This window comes from Lentzea cavernae, assembly GCF_014653695.1.
Lineage (GTDB): Bacteria > Actinomycetota > Actinomycetes > Mycobacteriales > Pseudonocardiaceae > Lentzea > Lentzea cavernae.
Map to the genome: position 1 here is coordinate 762,978 of NZ_BNAR01000001.1, position 13,916 is coordinate 776,893.

At 71.7% G+C, this 13,916-nt stretch carries 13 protein-coding genes; 7 read left to right on the top strand and 6 right to left on the bottom strand.

Annotated features, from left to right (window positions below; genetic code table 11):
• Nucleotides 1-42: 42 nt before the first annotated feature.
• The 3 genes from IE307_RS03395 to IE307_RS03405 all read left to right on the top strand — a co-directional run bounded on the left by IE307_RS03395 (nucleotide 43) and on the right by IE307_RS03405 (nucleotide 3,990).
• Nucleotides 43-882, top strand: coding sequence for a DUF8832 domain-containing protein (locus tag IE307_RS03395; RefSeq protein ID WP_191295928.1), 840 nt, complete (start codon nucleotides 43-45; stop codon nucleotides 880-882).
• Nucleotides 872-3,064, top strand: coding sequence for a heavy metal translocating P-type ATPase (locus IE307_RS03400; protein ID WP_191295929.1), 2,193 nt, complete (start codon nucleotides 872-874; stop codon nucleotides 3,062-3,064). Before IE307_RS03395 ends, IE307_RS03400 begins: the two co-directional genes overlap by 11 nt.
• A gap of 83 nt (nucleotides 3,065-3,147) precedes the next feature.
• Complete coding sequence (locus tag IE307_RS03405) at nucleotides 3,148-3,990, top strand: SGNH/GDSL hydrolase family protein (RefSeq protein ID WP_191295930.1); 843 nt, start codon at nucleotides 3,148-3,150, stop codon at nucleotides 3,988-3,990.
• On the opposite strand, the gene IE307_RS03410 is transcribed toward IE307_RS03405, so the two are convergent.
• From IE307_RS03410 to IE307_RS03420, 3 genes are read right to left on the bottom strand one after another with little or no spacing between them, the layout of a single operon-like run.
• Nucleotides 3,971-5,548 (bottom strand): sensor histidine kinase, encoded by a 1,578-nt coding sequence (locus tag IE307_RS03410; RefSeq protein ID WP_191295931.1) that lies wholly within the window; start codon nucleotides 5,546-5,548, stop codon nucleotides 3,971-3,973. The two genes, IE307_RS03405 and IE307_RS03410, sit on opposite strands and share 20 nt — an antisense overlap.
• On the bottom strand, nucleotides 5,545-6,189 hold the full coding sequence (locus tag IE307_RS03415; protein WP_191295932.1) for a response regulator transcription factor: 645 nt from the start codon (nucleotides 6,187-6,189) through the stop codon (nucleotides 5,545-5,547). Before IE307_RS03415 ends, IE307_RS03410 begins: the two co-directional genes overlap by 4 nt.
• The gene (locus IE307_RS03420) at nucleotides 6,170-6,703 is read right to left on the bottom strand and encodes a hypothetical protein (RefSeq protein ID WP_191295933.1); all 534 of its coding nucleotides are present in this window, start codon (nucleotides 6,701-6,703) and stop codon (nucleotides 6,170-6,172) included. Before IE307_RS03420 ends, IE307_RS03415 begins: the two co-directional genes overlap by 20 nt.
• A gap of 172 nt (nucleotides 6,704-6,875) precedes the next feature.
• Here IE307_RS03420 and IE307_RS03425 point away from each other — a divergent pair, with 172 nt between their 5' ends.
• A complete protein-coding gene (locus IE307_RS03425; protein ID WP_191295934.1) occupies nucleotides 6,876-7,829 on the top strand; it encodes a class I SAM-dependent methyltransferase in 954 nt (317 codons plus the stop codon).
• Between the two features lie 5 nt (nucleotides 7,830-7,834).
• On the opposite strand, the gene IE307_RS03430 is transcribed toward IE307_RS03425, so the two are convergent.
• Nucleotides 7,835-8,446, bottom strand: a complete 612-nt coding sequence (locus IE307_RS03430) for a TetR/AcrR family transcriptional regulator (protein ID WP_191295935.1) — start codon at nucleotides 8,444-8,446, stop codon at nucleotides 7,835-7,837.
• An 84-nt stretch (nucleotides 8,447-8,530) separates the two neighbouring features.
• Between IE307_RS03430 and IE307_RS03435 the strand changes: the two genes are divergently transcribed.
• Genes IE307_RS03435 through IE307_RS03445 form a run of 3 tightly spaced genes read left to right on the top strand, consistent with a single transcriptional unit; the run spans nucleotide 8,531 to nucleotide 11,915 of the window.
• On the top strand, nucleotides 8,531-9,388 hold the full coding sequence (locus IE307_RS03435; RefSeq protein WP_191295936.1) for a metal-dependent hydrolase: 858 nt from the start codon (nucleotides 8,531-8,533) through the stop codon (nucleotides 9,386-9,388).
• Nucleotides 9,388-10,299, top strand: a complete 912-nt coding sequence (locus tag IE307_RS03440; protein WP_191295937.1) for a PDR/VanB family oxidoreductase — start codon at nucleotides 9,388-9,390, stop codon at nucleotides 10,297-10,299. Before IE307_RS03435 ends, IE307_RS03440 begins: the two co-directional genes overlap by 1 nt.
• A 2-nt stretch (nucleotides 10,300-10,301) precedes the next feature.
• Nucleotides 10,302-11,915 (top strand): SDR family oxidoreductase, encoded by a 1,614-nt coding sequence (locus IE307_RS03445; protein WP_229904344.1) that lies wholly within the window; start codon nucleotides 10,302-10,304, stop codon nucleotides 11,913-11,915.
• 77 nt (nucleotides 11,916-11,992) lie between these two features.
• On the opposite strand, the gene IE307_RS03450 is transcribed toward IE307_RS03445, so the two are convergent.
• Both IE307_RS03450 and IE307_RS03455 read right to left on the bottom strand, forming a co-directional pair.
• Nucleotides 11,993-12,433, bottom strand: a complete 441-nt coding sequence (locus IE307_RS03450) for a tetratricopeptide repeat protein (RefSeq protein ID WP_191295938.1) — start codon at nucleotides 12,431-12,433, stop codon at nucleotides 11,993-11,995.
• Entirely contained in the window at nucleotides 12,430-13,902 is a 1,473-nt protein-coding gene (locus tag IE307_RS03455) for a carboxylesterase/lipase family protein (protein WP_191295939.1), read from the bottom strand. Before IE307_RS03455 ends, IE307_RS03450 begins: the two co-directional genes overlap by 4 nt.
• Between the last annotated feature and the right edge of the window lie 14 nt (nucleotides 13,903-13,916).

Here is a 13,916-nt window from a genome sequence, read left to right on the forward strand (position 1 = left end):
GAGCAAGTCCGTCCACGCCGTCGAGACCGGATCGGCGGCCCGATGAAGACCGCGCACAAGGTCGGGCTCTACGCCGCTGCCTTGGCGGTGGTCTTCGGCGGCACCTGGGCAGCGGGCGCCGCGACAGGGACACAACAACCCGCAGCGCCCGACACACACGCCGGGGACGCACACGGTGGACACGAGTCCGCGCCGTCGAAGCTCCCACCAGGACTGTCCGTTTCGGACAACGGCTACACGTTGCGTCTGAAGGAACAGGAGCCGCTCACCTTCCACGTCGAAGGGCCGGACGGGAAGCCGGTCACGAAGTTCTCCGTGGAGCACGAGAAGCGGCTGCACCTGATCGCGGTCCGCCGGGACGGGTCGCACTTCCAGCACGTGCACCCGCAGATGGCCCCGGACGGCACCTGGACGACGCCCCTGGCCCTGCCGAACGCCGGCAGCTACCGGGTCTTCGCCGACTTCAAGCCGGAGGACGGCCCCAAGACCACCCTGGGCGCCGACGTCCACACACCAGGCGACTACAGGCCGCAGAACCACATCGACAGCCGCACGTTCACGGTCGACGGGTACGAGGTAACCCTCCACGGTGACCTGAACGCGAACACCGCATCAACCGTGACGGTGACCATCACCAAGGACGGCAGGCCGGTGACGGACCTGCAGGACTACCTGGGGGCCAAGGGCCACTTGGTGGCGCTGCGGTCGGACGACCTGGCGTACCTGCACGTGCACCCCGAGGAGAGCGCCCAGGTGAAGTTCGCCGTGGAGGTGCCGACGGCCGGGAAGTACCGGCTGTTCCTGGACTTCCAGCACAACAACAAGGTGCGCACCGCGGAGTTCACGCTCACGACGCACGAGGAGGGCGGTCATGGCCACTGACACCATCGAGCTCTCGATCGGCGGCATGACCTGCGCCTCGTGCGCGGCCCGGATCGAGCGCAAGCTCAACAAGCTGGACGGCGTGGAGGCCTCGGTCAACTACGCGACCGAGAAGGCCCGCGTCAGCTACGCGGGTGACCTCACCCCCGCCGACCTGGTGAAGGTCGTCGAGGACACGGGGTACACCGCAGAACTCCCCGCCGCCACAACCGAACAGCCCGAGCACGACCCGACGCGAACGCTGCGGCAGCGGCTGATCACGTCGGCCGTCCTCTCGACACCGGTGGTCGCGTTCGCGATGGTCCCGGCGCTGCAGTTCACCTACTGGCAGTGGCTGTCGCTCGCGCTGGCAGGGCCGGTCGTCACGTATGCCGCGTGGCCGTTCCACAAGGCGGCGTGGACGAATCTGAGGCACGGCGCCGCCACGATGGACACGCTGATCTCGCTCGGTGTCGGGTCGGCGTTCCTGTGGTCGCTGTACGCGCTGTTCCTGGGCACGGCGGGCACTCCGGGCATGACGCACGGGTTCACGTTCACCATCGAGCGGACGTCCGGCACCGGCAACATCTACCTCGAGGTCGCGGCGGGCGTCACGACGTTCATCCTGGCCGGCCGGTACTTCGAGGCGCGGTCGAAGCGGCGCGCGGGAGCGGCCCTCACGGCGTTGCTCGAGCTCGGCGCGAAGGACGTCGCGGTCATCAGGGACGGCCGTGAGGTGCGCATCCCGACGGACGAGCTCGTGCCGGGCGACCGGTTCGTCGTGCGGCCGGGCGAGAAGATCGCCACGGACGGCGTCGTCCGGGAGGGCGGCTCCGCGGTCGACGCGAGCATGCTCACGGGCGAGTCGGTGCCGGTCGAGGTGCGGCCCGGCGACCCGGTGGCCGGCGCGACGGTCAACGCGGGCGGGCGGCTCGTCGTCGAGGCGACGCGGATCGGGTCGGACACGCAGCTCGCGCAGATGGCGAGGCTGGTCGAACAGGCGCAGAACGGCAAGGCCGAGGTGCAGCGCCTCGCGGACCGGATCTCCGCCGTGTTCGTGCCGATCGTGATCGCTCTCGCCGTGGGCACGCTGGGCTTCTGGCTCGGCACCGGCGGCGGTGCGGGGGCGGCGTTCACGGCCGCGGTGGCGGTGCTGATCATCGCCTGCCCGTGCGCGCTGGGCCTCGCGACGCCGACCGCGTTGCTCGTCGGCACGGGCCGGGGCGCCCAGCTCGGCATCCTGATCAAGGGGCCGGAGGTGCTGGAGTCCACGCGCCGCGTCGACACCGTGGTGCTCGACAAGACCGGCACCGTCACGACGGGTCGCATGAGCCTGGTGAGCGTTCACACCGCCGAGGGCGAGACCGAGGACGAGGTGCTGGAGCTCGCCGGTGCGCTGGAGGCCGCGTCCGAACACCCGATCGCGAGGGCGATCGTCGCGGCGGCCGGTGAGGTCCCGCAGGTCGAGGACTTCCAGAACGTCGAGGGCCTGGGCGTGCAGGGCGTGGTGAACGCTCACGCCGTGCTCGTCGGCCGGGAACGCCTGCTCGACGACTGGAGCGTGCAGCTCGGCGAGGACCTGCGGGAGGCCAAGGAGGCGGCGGAACGGCAGGGCCGCACGGCGGTGCTGGTCGCGTGGGACGGCAAGGCCCGTGGCGTGCTGGTCGTCGCGGACACGGTCAAGCCCACGTCGAAGGAGGCGGTCGAGGGCCTTCGCAGGCTCGGGTTGCGTCCCGTGCTGCTGACCGGCGACAACAGGGCGGCGGCGGAAGCGGTGGCGGCCGAGGTCGGCATCACCGAGGTCGTCGCGGAAGTGCTGCCGGCGGACAAGGTCGACGTCGTGAAGCGCCTGCAGGACGAGGGGCGCGTCGTGGCGATGGCCGGCGACGGGGTGAACGACGCCGCCGCGCTCGCCCAGGCCGACCTGGGCCTCGCCATGGGCACCGGCACGGACGTCGCGATCGAGGCGAGCGACCTCACGCTGGTGCGCGGCGACCTGCGGGCCGCCGTGGACGCGATCAGGCTGGCGCGGCGCACGCTCACCACGATCAAGGGCAACCTGTTCTGGGCGTTCGCGTACAACGTCGCGGCGCTGCCGCTGGCGGCGCTCGGCCTGCTCAACCCCATGATCGCGGGCGGGGCGATGGCGTTGTCGTCGGTGTTCGTGGTGAGCAACAGCCTGCGTTTGCGCGCCTTCCGCTGACGAGGACGACCGAGAAGGCAACAGGGCCCACACGGCCGGTTTCGTAGCCTCGGCACATCAGCTTCCGATGAACAGGAGTGGATGTGCCGAGGTTCGCCCTGGTCATGGCCGCGGCGGTCACGCTGCTGACCGCGTGCTCCTCGACGCCGCCCGCGCCGGTCCCCGTGCCCGCGAGCAGCAGTGCCCCGCCACCGGCCGAGCAGGTCCACCTGTCGATCGGCGACTCCTACGCGACCGGCTTCGGGCCGGGCGGCACCACCGAGAGCTTCGCCCAGATCGTCGCCAAGGAGTCCGGGCTCAAGCTCGTCAACCTCGCCTGCAACGGCGCCACGTCCGCCGACCTGGCCACCCGGCCCGCCTGCGGGCCCGACGCGGGCGGCAAGACCCAGCTGGACGCCGCGGTGGAGGTGCTGCGCGGCGGGAAGACAGCTCTCGTCACGGTGGTGATCGGCGGCAACGACCTGACGCCGTGCGCGCTGGTGCAGGACCCGCTCGACTGCGCGACCAGGACCGTCGCCGGCATCCAGACCAACGTCGCCGGCACGCTCACCGAGCTGCGGGAGGTCGCGCCGGACGTCAAGATCGTCGGCCTGACCTACCCGGACGTGTTCCTCGGCGCCTGGGTGAACCCGTCGTTCCCCAACGGCAAGAACCTCGCCCGGCAGTCGGTCACGATGTTCCAGGACTTCAACACCAGGATCGCGGCCCAGTACGACAGGTTCGGCGCGAAGTTCGCCGACGTCACGACCGCGACCGGCGGTTACGGCGCGCTGACCGAGCTGACCCAGGACCCGAAGTACGGCCAGATCCCGGCCTCGGTGGCGAAGGTGTGCACGCTCACCCACTTCTGCGACCGCACCGACGTGCATCCGACGCCCGCCGGTCACCAGGTGATCGCGGAGGCCGTCACCGCCGCGAGTCGCTGAACTCCGCCCGGACAGTCGTCCCCTCCCCCGCGACGGACCGCACGGTCAGGCGCCCGCCGACCGCCGCCACGCGGTCGTCCAGCCCGCGCAACCCGGAACCGGTGACGTCGGCACCGCCAGCACCGTCGTCGCTCACCTCGACCGTGACGAGGTCGTCCACGCGCTCGACCTCGATCCGCACCTCACGGGCCTGGGCGTGCTTGGCGGCGTTCGTGAGCGCCTCCGCGACCACGAAGTAGCAGGTGCGTTCCGCGACGGGCGAGAGTCGCCCGTCCAGGACACCGGCGAGCACGGCGGGGACAGCCGACCGCTCGGCCAGGGACAGCAGCGCGGGGCCGAGCCCGGCGTCGGTCAGCAGCACCGGATAGATGCCGCGGGCCAGCTCGCGCAGGTCGTCCAGCGCCCTGGCCAGCTCCTCGCGGGCGGCGGTGAGCAGCTCGGGCGAGTTCTCGGCCAGCCGCAACGTGAGCAGCACCGACACCAGCCGCTGCTGCGCGCCGTCGTGCAGGTCGCGTTCGACCTGGCGGCGGGCCTCGTCCGCGGCCTCGACGATGCGGCGCGCCCGCAGTTCGTTCTGCACGGCCAGAGCCGCGCTCGCCGCGACGGCGCGCACGAACGCCGGGTCCAGCGCCGGGTCGTGCACGAGCGCCGCCAGCCGCGTCCCGCCTGCCTCGAGGTAGGTGACACCACGGGACGTCGGCGCCACCTCGCCGTACACGACCTCCAGCGACGGGTCGTGCAGCGTGCGCGCCAGCACCGACCGCAGGTCGCCGGGCAGCCCGGCGCCGAGCGAGACCGCCAGGTCCCCGACCGCCGACCGGTCGAGGCGTGCCCGCACCAGCCCGTACAGCAGCGCGAGCGGCCACCCGACCAGCACGACCTCGGTGGACCACTGCAACGGCACCTGCACCGCGGCCGGCAACCCGAGCAACGCGGCCACGTACGTGACGACGAGGGTGAGCACGATCGCCGCGCCACCCCACACCACCGGTGCGAGATCGCGCCGGGCAACGTTCCCCGAACGCAGCCAGCGCGTGATCATGCGCGCCAGCAACGCCACGAGCAGCACGATCCCGCCGGTCAGCACCACCACGGCGACGACCGGAACGCCGGGCGACGGCACCTCGCGGATCACCACGACGTTCTGCGGGCCGTCGAACGGCGTGAGCAGCAGGTAGCCGACGTTGACCGGGACCGTGAGCAGGTAGGCGACGCCCACGACCACGCGCTGCCAGCGGCTGGTCATCCGCCCGGTCGGATACGTGACCAGCAGGTGCCCGAGCACCGCCAGGTACAGCGTCTTCGTCGCGACGCCGAGCGCGTAGGCCCAGTCGGCCTCGACGGCGCCCGTCAGCCGCACGAACCACGCCAGCCCGACCGCGATCATCAGCTGCCCGGCGGAGCTGTCGGGCCGCCGGTCCGCGGCCTCGATCCCGGCGCCGATGAACGCGAGACCCACCGCGAGGTTCAGCACGACGGCCGGCACCGAGACCTCGTAACCGCCCCAGACCAGCGCGGCCAGCGCGAGAAACCCGGTGCCCAGCCAGAGGACCCTCATCGGCGCAGGTGGGCGAGCACGGCCAGCACCCGCCGGTTGTCGTCGGACCCCTGCCGCAGCCCGAGCTTCGTGAACACCGACCGCACGTACGCCTCGACCGTCTTGGGGCTGAGGAACAACCGCTCGCAGATCCCCTGGTTCGACCGCCCCTCGGCCATCAGGGCGAGCACCTCGCGTTCCCGTTCCGACAACGACTCCAGCGGATCGCCGGCCCGCCGCCTGCCGACCAGCGTCGCCACCACGCCGGGGTCGATCACGAGCCCACCGGCGGCCACCCGCCGCACCGCGTCGGCCAGTTCCGCGAGGTCGGCGACGCGGTCCTTGAGCAGGTACCCGGCTCCTCGGGCGTCCGAGTCGAGCAGCCGCAACGCGTAGTGCGGCTCGACGTGCGCGGACAGGACGAGGATCCCGATCTCCGGGTGCGTCCCGCGGATCTCCCGCGCGGCGTCGAGCCCCTCGGTGGTGAAGCCGGGCGGCATCCGGATGTCCACCACGACGACGTCCGGCGGGTCGGCGTGCACCAGGGCCAGGAGCCCGGCCGCGTCACCGACCTTCGCCACCACGTCGAATCCCGCGTCCGTGAGCAACCGCGCCACGCCTTCGCGGAACAACGCGGAGTCGTCAGCTACTGCTACGCGCATGCGCTGATGCAACCACGTGTCCCGCCTGCCGGCGGCGCCACACGACGACCAGGACCACGTTGACCACCGTCAAACCGGCGACGGCGGGCCACAGGTGCTGCACGGCGCCCGTCGTGTCGCTCACGACGAACGTCCACGCGATCTTGAACAGGCCGCCGCCGTTGATCGCGACCAGCGCCCACGGCAGCGAACGCCGCCACAGCGCCGCGGCGAGACCGCCGAACGTCAACGGGACGAGCAGCCCGGCCGCGAGCTTCACGGGCGTCCACTCCCCCAGCAGGTACTCGCGTTCGGCCGCGAGCATCTCGATCGCCCCGGCGGTCGGGTGCTCGGGCGCGGGGAACCACGCCATGCTCGTCGCGAGCGCCACCAGCGTCGCCGCCAGTCCCCACCAGCTGCGCTTGTAGCTGAAGTACGCGAACGGCAGCAGGAACAACGGCCTGACGTACCAGCTGAGCTCGTTGTGGTGCCGTGCCCACGCCCACGCGCCGAGCTCGTTCAGCCACTCCACCATCTTCTTGCTCCTTTCCGGATGGCTCTAGAGTTCGCGCTCACGAAGATCACGACCACGAGGCTGTCCCGCGAACCGGAGCAGGGTTTTCCCCGTATTACCCGAAAGACCCTGTTGATCAGCTCGCGCCTCTGACAGGCTCTGGATCCGTTGCCGCAACGAGGAAGAGTGCTTGATGACCGTGCTCCCCCACACGACCGACGCCCTGCACCGGATCAGCGACGCCGTCGACGGCTTGTTACGCGCCGAGAGGGAGCTCAACCTCGCTGACCCGTCCGCGCACATGCAGGTCGGTGGCCGGCTGCACGCGCTCGGCGTGCAGATCCACGGCGGCGTGCTCGCGGGAATCCCGGAGGAGGACATCGCCGCGATCGTCCAGCCCGCGCGGTCGGCGCTCGCGCGTTCCCCCTTCATGCGCGACGAGAACGAGTGGGCGCGCGGCTACCCCAGCGACTTCCAGCTGGTCGAGCACGTCCTCGCGAAGACGAACAAGGCGGCGCCGGGCACGCTCGGCTGGCACGTCGAGACGCACCTGCAGGGCGTGGCGATCACGAACCAGCTCCGCAACCGGGTGATGCACCAGACCCGGCTGATCGGCGACACCCTGACGGCCCAGCGCAACGGGCCCCGCTCGGTGCTGGTGATCGCCGCCGGCGCCGCCCCGGACCTGCGGCAGATCCCGCCCGGCATCGTGCGGCCCGGCGACAGGTTCGTGCTCACCGACGTCGACCCGGACGCCCTGGAGCTCGCGCAGCAGCGGCTCGGGCCGCTCAACGAGTTCACCACCGCGGTCAGCGGCAACGTGTTCCGCGCCATCCCGAAGCTCGCCGAGCTCGGTCCGTACGACCTGGTGCTGGTCGGCGGCCTCTACGAGTACCTCAACGACCGCGCGGCCGCACGGCTGACCGAGGCCGTGCTGACCAGGCTCTGCCGTCCCGGCGGCCTGTTCCACTTCTCCAGCCTGACCGGCGGGAACCCGTTCCGGTGGGCGCTGGAGTACCTGATGGAGTGGCAGGTGATCGAGCGCGACGAGGCCGCCGTGCGCGCGTTGCTGCCGGGTTGCGACGTGTCGGTGAGCTTCGACCAGACCGGGCTGGCCCTGCTCGCGCACGTCCGCACCAGGCGGTAGGCGCGTCAGCTCAGGCCGTGGGCGATCCGGGTCACGAAGGCCGCCAGCCGGTCCGGCGTGAACCGCTCCGGATCGGTGAGCACCAGCCGGCCCGACATCTCCGCCAGCGCGAGCATCGCGTGGCCGAGCAGGGCCGGGTCGAGATCGGGCAGGCGGCCGAGCTCCTCCAGGCCCAGCGCGGCCAGGTCCTCGATCTGCGCCAGGACACCGGCGCGGACGAGTTCGACCTGCTCGCGGAACTCGGCCGGGGTGCCCTCGGGCGGCAGGAGCACGAGGCGCCAGCGGTCGGGGGCCTCCACGACGGCGTTCACGAACACCCGGACGGCGTCGGCGAACGCGTCGTCCGGGGCCCTGGTCGCGAAGTCGGTGGGCAGGGCGGCGGCGACCTGCTCGGTGGCGCGGACCGCCTCGCGTTCGAGCAGGGCGCTGATGAGCTCGCCGCGGTTCGCGAACAGGTCGTAGAGCACCGGTTTGGTGACTTCGGCCTGTTTGGCGACGGATTCCATCGTCACGCTGCCGAAGCCGGCCGGGATCAGGCTCAGGGCGGCGTCCAGCAACTGCTCGCGGCGCTGCTCGGGCGGCAGGCGGCGGGCGTACTTCCGACGCGTTGTGCTCACGGGGCCATATTGCTACGGTGGCGTAGCTTTCACAAAGCTACGGGCGCGTAGCAATGGGCGCCGTGAGGTCGCGGAGGTACTGCGATGGAGCCGGACAACCTCGTTCTGCAGCCCCGTGACGTGCGGTTCGACTGGTCGGCGCTGCCGATGCACTGGGTCCCGGACGAGCCGGTGGCCACGCACGTCATGAACGTCCTGCACCTGCTGCTGCCCGAGGGCGAGCGGTGGTTCGTGCGGACGTTCCAGCAGGCCGTGCCGCTGATCTCCGACGACACGCTGCGCGAGGACGTGCTCGGGTTCATCGGGCAGGAGGCCGTGCACGCCGAGGCCCACAGCGAGGTGCTCGACCACCTGCTCGCCAACGGGCTGGACCCGCGGCCGTTCACCCGGCAGATGGAGCACGTGTTCGGCCGGATCCTCGGTCCCCGGGCCGGGCTGACCGCGTCGCAGGCCCGCGAGCAATTGATCGAACGGGTCGCGATCGTCGCCGCCGTCGAGCACTTCACGGCGTACCTGGGCGACTGGATGCTCAACGCGGACGCGTTGGACCGCGCGGGCATCCACCCGGTCATGCTGGACCTGTTGCGCTGGCACGCGGCCGAGGAGGTCGAGCACCGCAGCGTCGCGTACGACCTGATGTGCCACCTCGACCGCCGGTACGTGCGGAGGGCGCGCACCATGCTGCTGGTCGCGCCGGTGCTCTTCTGGCTCTGGGTGCGCGGGGCGCGGTTCATGGTGCGCGCGGACAAGTCGACGAAAGCGCGGCTGACCTGGCGCGAGACCATGCGGGCGGGACGGCGCGGGCTGCTGCCCCGGCTGTCGGAGATCTTCCGGGCGTTCCTGCGGTACTTCCACCCTGCGTACCACCCGAAGCAGGAAGGCTCGACGTCCCAGGCGATCGCCTACCTGGCGTCCTCGCCCGCGGCTCGCGAGGCGCACTGATGCTGGGCACACAGATTCTGGACGGCCTCACGCGGTTCGGCTCCCTCTACGACGCCGCCGTCACCCGGTTCGGCGGGCGGGCACGACCGGGCGCGGCACGGGATGCGTTGTGGCTCGACGTCGTCGAACGCGCACAGGTGGCGGACGGCGTGGTGAGCCTCCGCTTCGGAGGCCCGGCGCTGCCCGCCTGGCAGCCGGGCTGTCACGTAGACCTGCACCTGCCGTCCGGGCTGCGCCGCCAGTACTCGCTGTGCGGTGATCCGGGCGAGGACACCTACCGGATCGCCGTGCGCGAGGTCGCCACCGGCTCCCGCGAGGTGCAGGCGTTGCGGGTGGGCGACCGGATCCAGGTCCGCGGGCCGCGCAACGCCTTCCCGTTCGCGGGCCTCGGACCTGTCGTGTTCGTGGCCGGCGGCATCGGGATCACGCCGATCCTGCCGATGGTGCACGCGGCCGCCCGGCAGGACCTCGACTGGCGGCTCGTGTACTGCGGGCGCTCCACGGCGGCGATGCCGTTCCTGGACGAACTGCCCCTCGGCCGCGTCGACGTGCGGATCGGCCGGGGTGAGCCGCTGCTCGCCGGCGCCTCGCCCGGCGGCGCGGTGTACTGCTGCGGTCCGGCGACGATGCTCGACCAGGTGCGGGCCGAGTTCTCGTCGCGGTGGCTTCACTTCGAGCGCTTCAGCCCGCCGCCGATCGTGGACGGGCGCCCGTTCACGGTGGAACTGCGCCGCAGCGGGGTATCACTGGAGGTGCCCGCCGACCGGTCGGCGCTGGACGTGATCTCCGACGTCCGGCCGTCGGTCGCCTACTCGTGCCGGCAGGGGTTCTGCGGCACGTGCGACGTCGGCGGCGTGCGGATCTGCGTGGACAGGCCCACGGGCGATCGACTGGTCTTGGAGGAGCTGTGAAGGTGCGTTCCGGAGAAGTCGAGCTGGCCGTGCAGGTGCGCGGCACGTCCGGACCCGTGGTGGTGCTGGTGCACGGGTACCCGGACACGCACGAGGTCTGGGACCGCGTGGCCGCGTTGCTGGAAAAGGACTTCCGGGTCGTCACCTACGACGTGCGCGGCGCGGGCGAGTCCTCCGCTCCGTCCACTGAGGACGGTTACCGGCTCGCACTGCTGGCGGAGGACCTGTTCGCGGTGATCGACGCGGTCAGCCCGGACGAACCGGTGCACCTCGTGGGCCACGACTGGGGGTCGATCCAGTCGTGGGAGGCCGTGACGACACCCGGCGCGCGGATCGCCACGTTCACCTCGATCTCCGGACCGTGCCTCGACCACATGGGCCACTGGTCGCGCAAGCGCCTGTCGATCGCCCACCTCAAGCAGTTCTTCCGCTCCTGGTACATCGGCGCGTTCCACCTGCCGGTGCTCGCGCCGTTGTTCTGGCGGCTCTACCTCGGCCCGCGCTGGGGCGGTGTCCTCGAACGCCTCGAGGGCGTGAAGGTGAAGCCCGCGCGCACGATCACGTCGGACGCGGTGCGCGGGATCTCGTTGTACCGGGCCAACATCCGGCAGGTCATGCGCTCACCGCGGCAGCGGGTCGCGCCCATGCCCGTGCAGGTCGTCCAGCCGACCCGCGACCGCTACGTCCGCACCGAACCCCTCGACCTCGAACGCTGGGTGCCGTCGCTGCGGCGGCGCAGGATCGCGGCCGGGCACTGGGCGCCGCTGAGCCACCCGGAGCCGCTCGCCCGGATGATCGGCGAGTTCGTCGCGGACTCCACCGCCCAGCGCGAGCTCGTCGTGATCACGGGTGGTGGCAGCGGCATCGGCCGGGCCACCGCGGTGGCGTTCGCCGGCACCGGCGCTCGGGTCGTGGTGTCCGATGTGGACATCGAGTCCGCCAGGGAGACCGCGGAGATGACCGGTGGTCACGCCTACGAGGTCGACGTGCGCTCCGAAGAGGCGGTGCGGGCCTGGGCGCGGCAGGTCGCGGACGAGCACGGCGTGCCGGACGTCGTCGTGAACAACGCCGGCATCGCCCACTCCGGGTCGTTCCTGTCGACGTCCACCGAGCAGTGGCAACGGGTGCTGGACGTCAACCTGTGGGGCGTCGTGCACGGCTGCCGGGCGTTCGGCGAGCTGATGGTCGACCGCGGCGAGGGCGGCCACATCGTGAACCTGTCCTCGGTGGCGGCCTACCTGCCGTCGAAGATCCTCTCCGCCTACGCCACCAGCAAGGCCGCGGTGTTCATGCTCTCCGACTGCCTGCGGGCGGAGCTCGCGCCGCACGCCATCGGCGTCAGCGCCATCTGTCCTGGGCTCGTGCACACGAACATCACCGCGACCGCGACGTTCTCCGGTGTCAGCTCCGAGGAGGAACGCCGCAAGCAGGACCGCGCGACGCGGATCTACGCCCGGCGCGGCTTCGGCCCCGAGGGCGTGGCGCGCGAGATCGTGCGCGCGGTGAGGACCGGCCGGCCGGTGGTGCCGGTGACGGTCGAGGCCAAGGCGGCCTGGCTCGCCGACCGGGTCGCACCCGGTTTGCTGCGCTCGTTCGCCAAGCTGGACCCGTCCTGACGGCATGACGTGGAACGTCGACGAGCTCGCGACCGGCACACCGGTCGGCCCGCGAGCTCGTGCGCGCGTTCACATCGCTAGACGTCGGCGAGTTCTCCACCGAAGGCGGCCGCCAGCCGCAGCCACGGCGCGGCCTCCTCGGACCGGCCCTGCCGCTCCAGCGTCCGCCCGAGCAGCAGGTGGGCGTAGTGCTCGACCGGGTCGCGGTCCACGACCACGCGGAGCTGCGCCTCGGCCTTGCCCAGCTGCGCCGAGTGGTAGTAGGCGCGGGCCAGCAGCAGGCTGAGGTCCGTCTGGAACGGCACCTCGGCGGCGACGTCGGCGAGCAGTTCCGCGGCCTTGATGTAGTCGCGGGACTCGAACAGCAGCTGCGCGCGCTCCCACTTGTCCGCGGGAGTCTCGACGTAGTCGCTGTCGAACAGGTGCCTCACCGTCACCCAGCGGTCTGCCGCCACCTCACCGTTGGGCTGGTAGGCGTTGAAACCCGTGCTGTCGTGCACCGAGAATTCGTTGTTCATCGAACCTCCCTTCCGGCGCGTACAACGCCGTCCAGAGACAGGTATTCCCACGTGTGGTCCTGCCAGATCAGCCGCGACCGCTCGTGCGGGTACACCGTCACCGAGTCCTCGGCGTCGAAGACCCGCGTCAGGCGGTCCGCGGAGTAGGCGGGCCAGCCCGGGTCGCCGTCTGCGGCGAACCCGGTCCACGCCGCCCTCATGCGTGCGGACACCTCGTGCGCCTCGGGCGTGATCTCGCCCAGCACCGCGGCCGCCTGCCCGCGGTCGATGGTGCCGAACACCAGTGGAACGTCGATGCCGTGGCACGCGCGGAAGACCTCGGTCGGCGCCCAGGCCACCTCGTAGACGTGCGCCCGGCCACCGCCCGCGACCTGCGCCTCGGCGAGGTGCAGCGACGGCATGCGGAACAGCCAGTCCGAGCAGACGAGTTCGAACAGCTCCTCCGGTTCCAGGACCGGGTACGCGAGGCCGGGCGCGAAGATCTCCAGTGCGGCCGACGCCTGCTCCGCCGTGACGGTGCCGACGAGGCCCTCCAGCACGGACAACAGTCGTTGTTCGTCGCGCGTGTGCCCGGCGATCAGCTCGACGTCGCGTGCCGCGCCCGACTTGAGGGCCTCCCACGGCGTCACGGGGAGGACGTCGCCGTCGACCACGGGCGCGAACGGGATGCGCTTGTGCGCGGCCTGACCCCAGCGGGTGATCTCGTGCATCCTGGCCATGACCTCGTCGCCCGCCGCCGGCAGGAGTTCGGGGTCCACAGTGGACAGGTCGGCGACGGTCGGCCGCAGTCCCAGTTCGGCCGCGCACTCGGCGGCGATGTCCGCGGCCAGCTCCGGCGTGAAGAACACACCGGGGACGCTGCTCGCGATCGCGCGGTGGAACAGCCCCTTCGCGCGCGGCATGGCGAGCAACGCCGCCACCGAACCCCCACCGGCCGACTGCCCGAACACCGTCACGCGCCCCGGATCCCCGCCGAACGCGCGGATGTTGCCGCGCACCCACTCCAGCGCCGCGACCTGGTCCAGCAGCCCGCGGTTGGCCGGAGCGCCCTCGATCCGCGCGAACCCCTCGATGCCGACGCGGTAGTTGAACGTCACGACCACGACGCCGCCGGACGTGAGCCGCGTGCCGTCGTACTCGGGCAGACCGGACATGCCGACCGTGTAGGCGCCGCCCTGGATCCACACCATCACCGGCAGGTCGCCGGCCAGGTCCGGCGACCAGACGTTCAGCGTCAGCCAGTCGTCGCCGGCCGATCCGATGCCGTCCATGCCGAACACGCCCGCCTGCGGTGGAGGCGGCCCGAACTCCAGCGCGTCCCGGACGCCCTCCCACTTCTCCACCGGTTGCGGTGCCAAGAAACGCCGAGGTCCGACGGGCGGCGCGGCGAACGGGATGCCGCGGAACACCGCCGTCCCCGACTCCGCAGCGCCACGAACCGTTCCCCCGGTGACCCGAACCTCGACCATCCGCGGATCGTGGC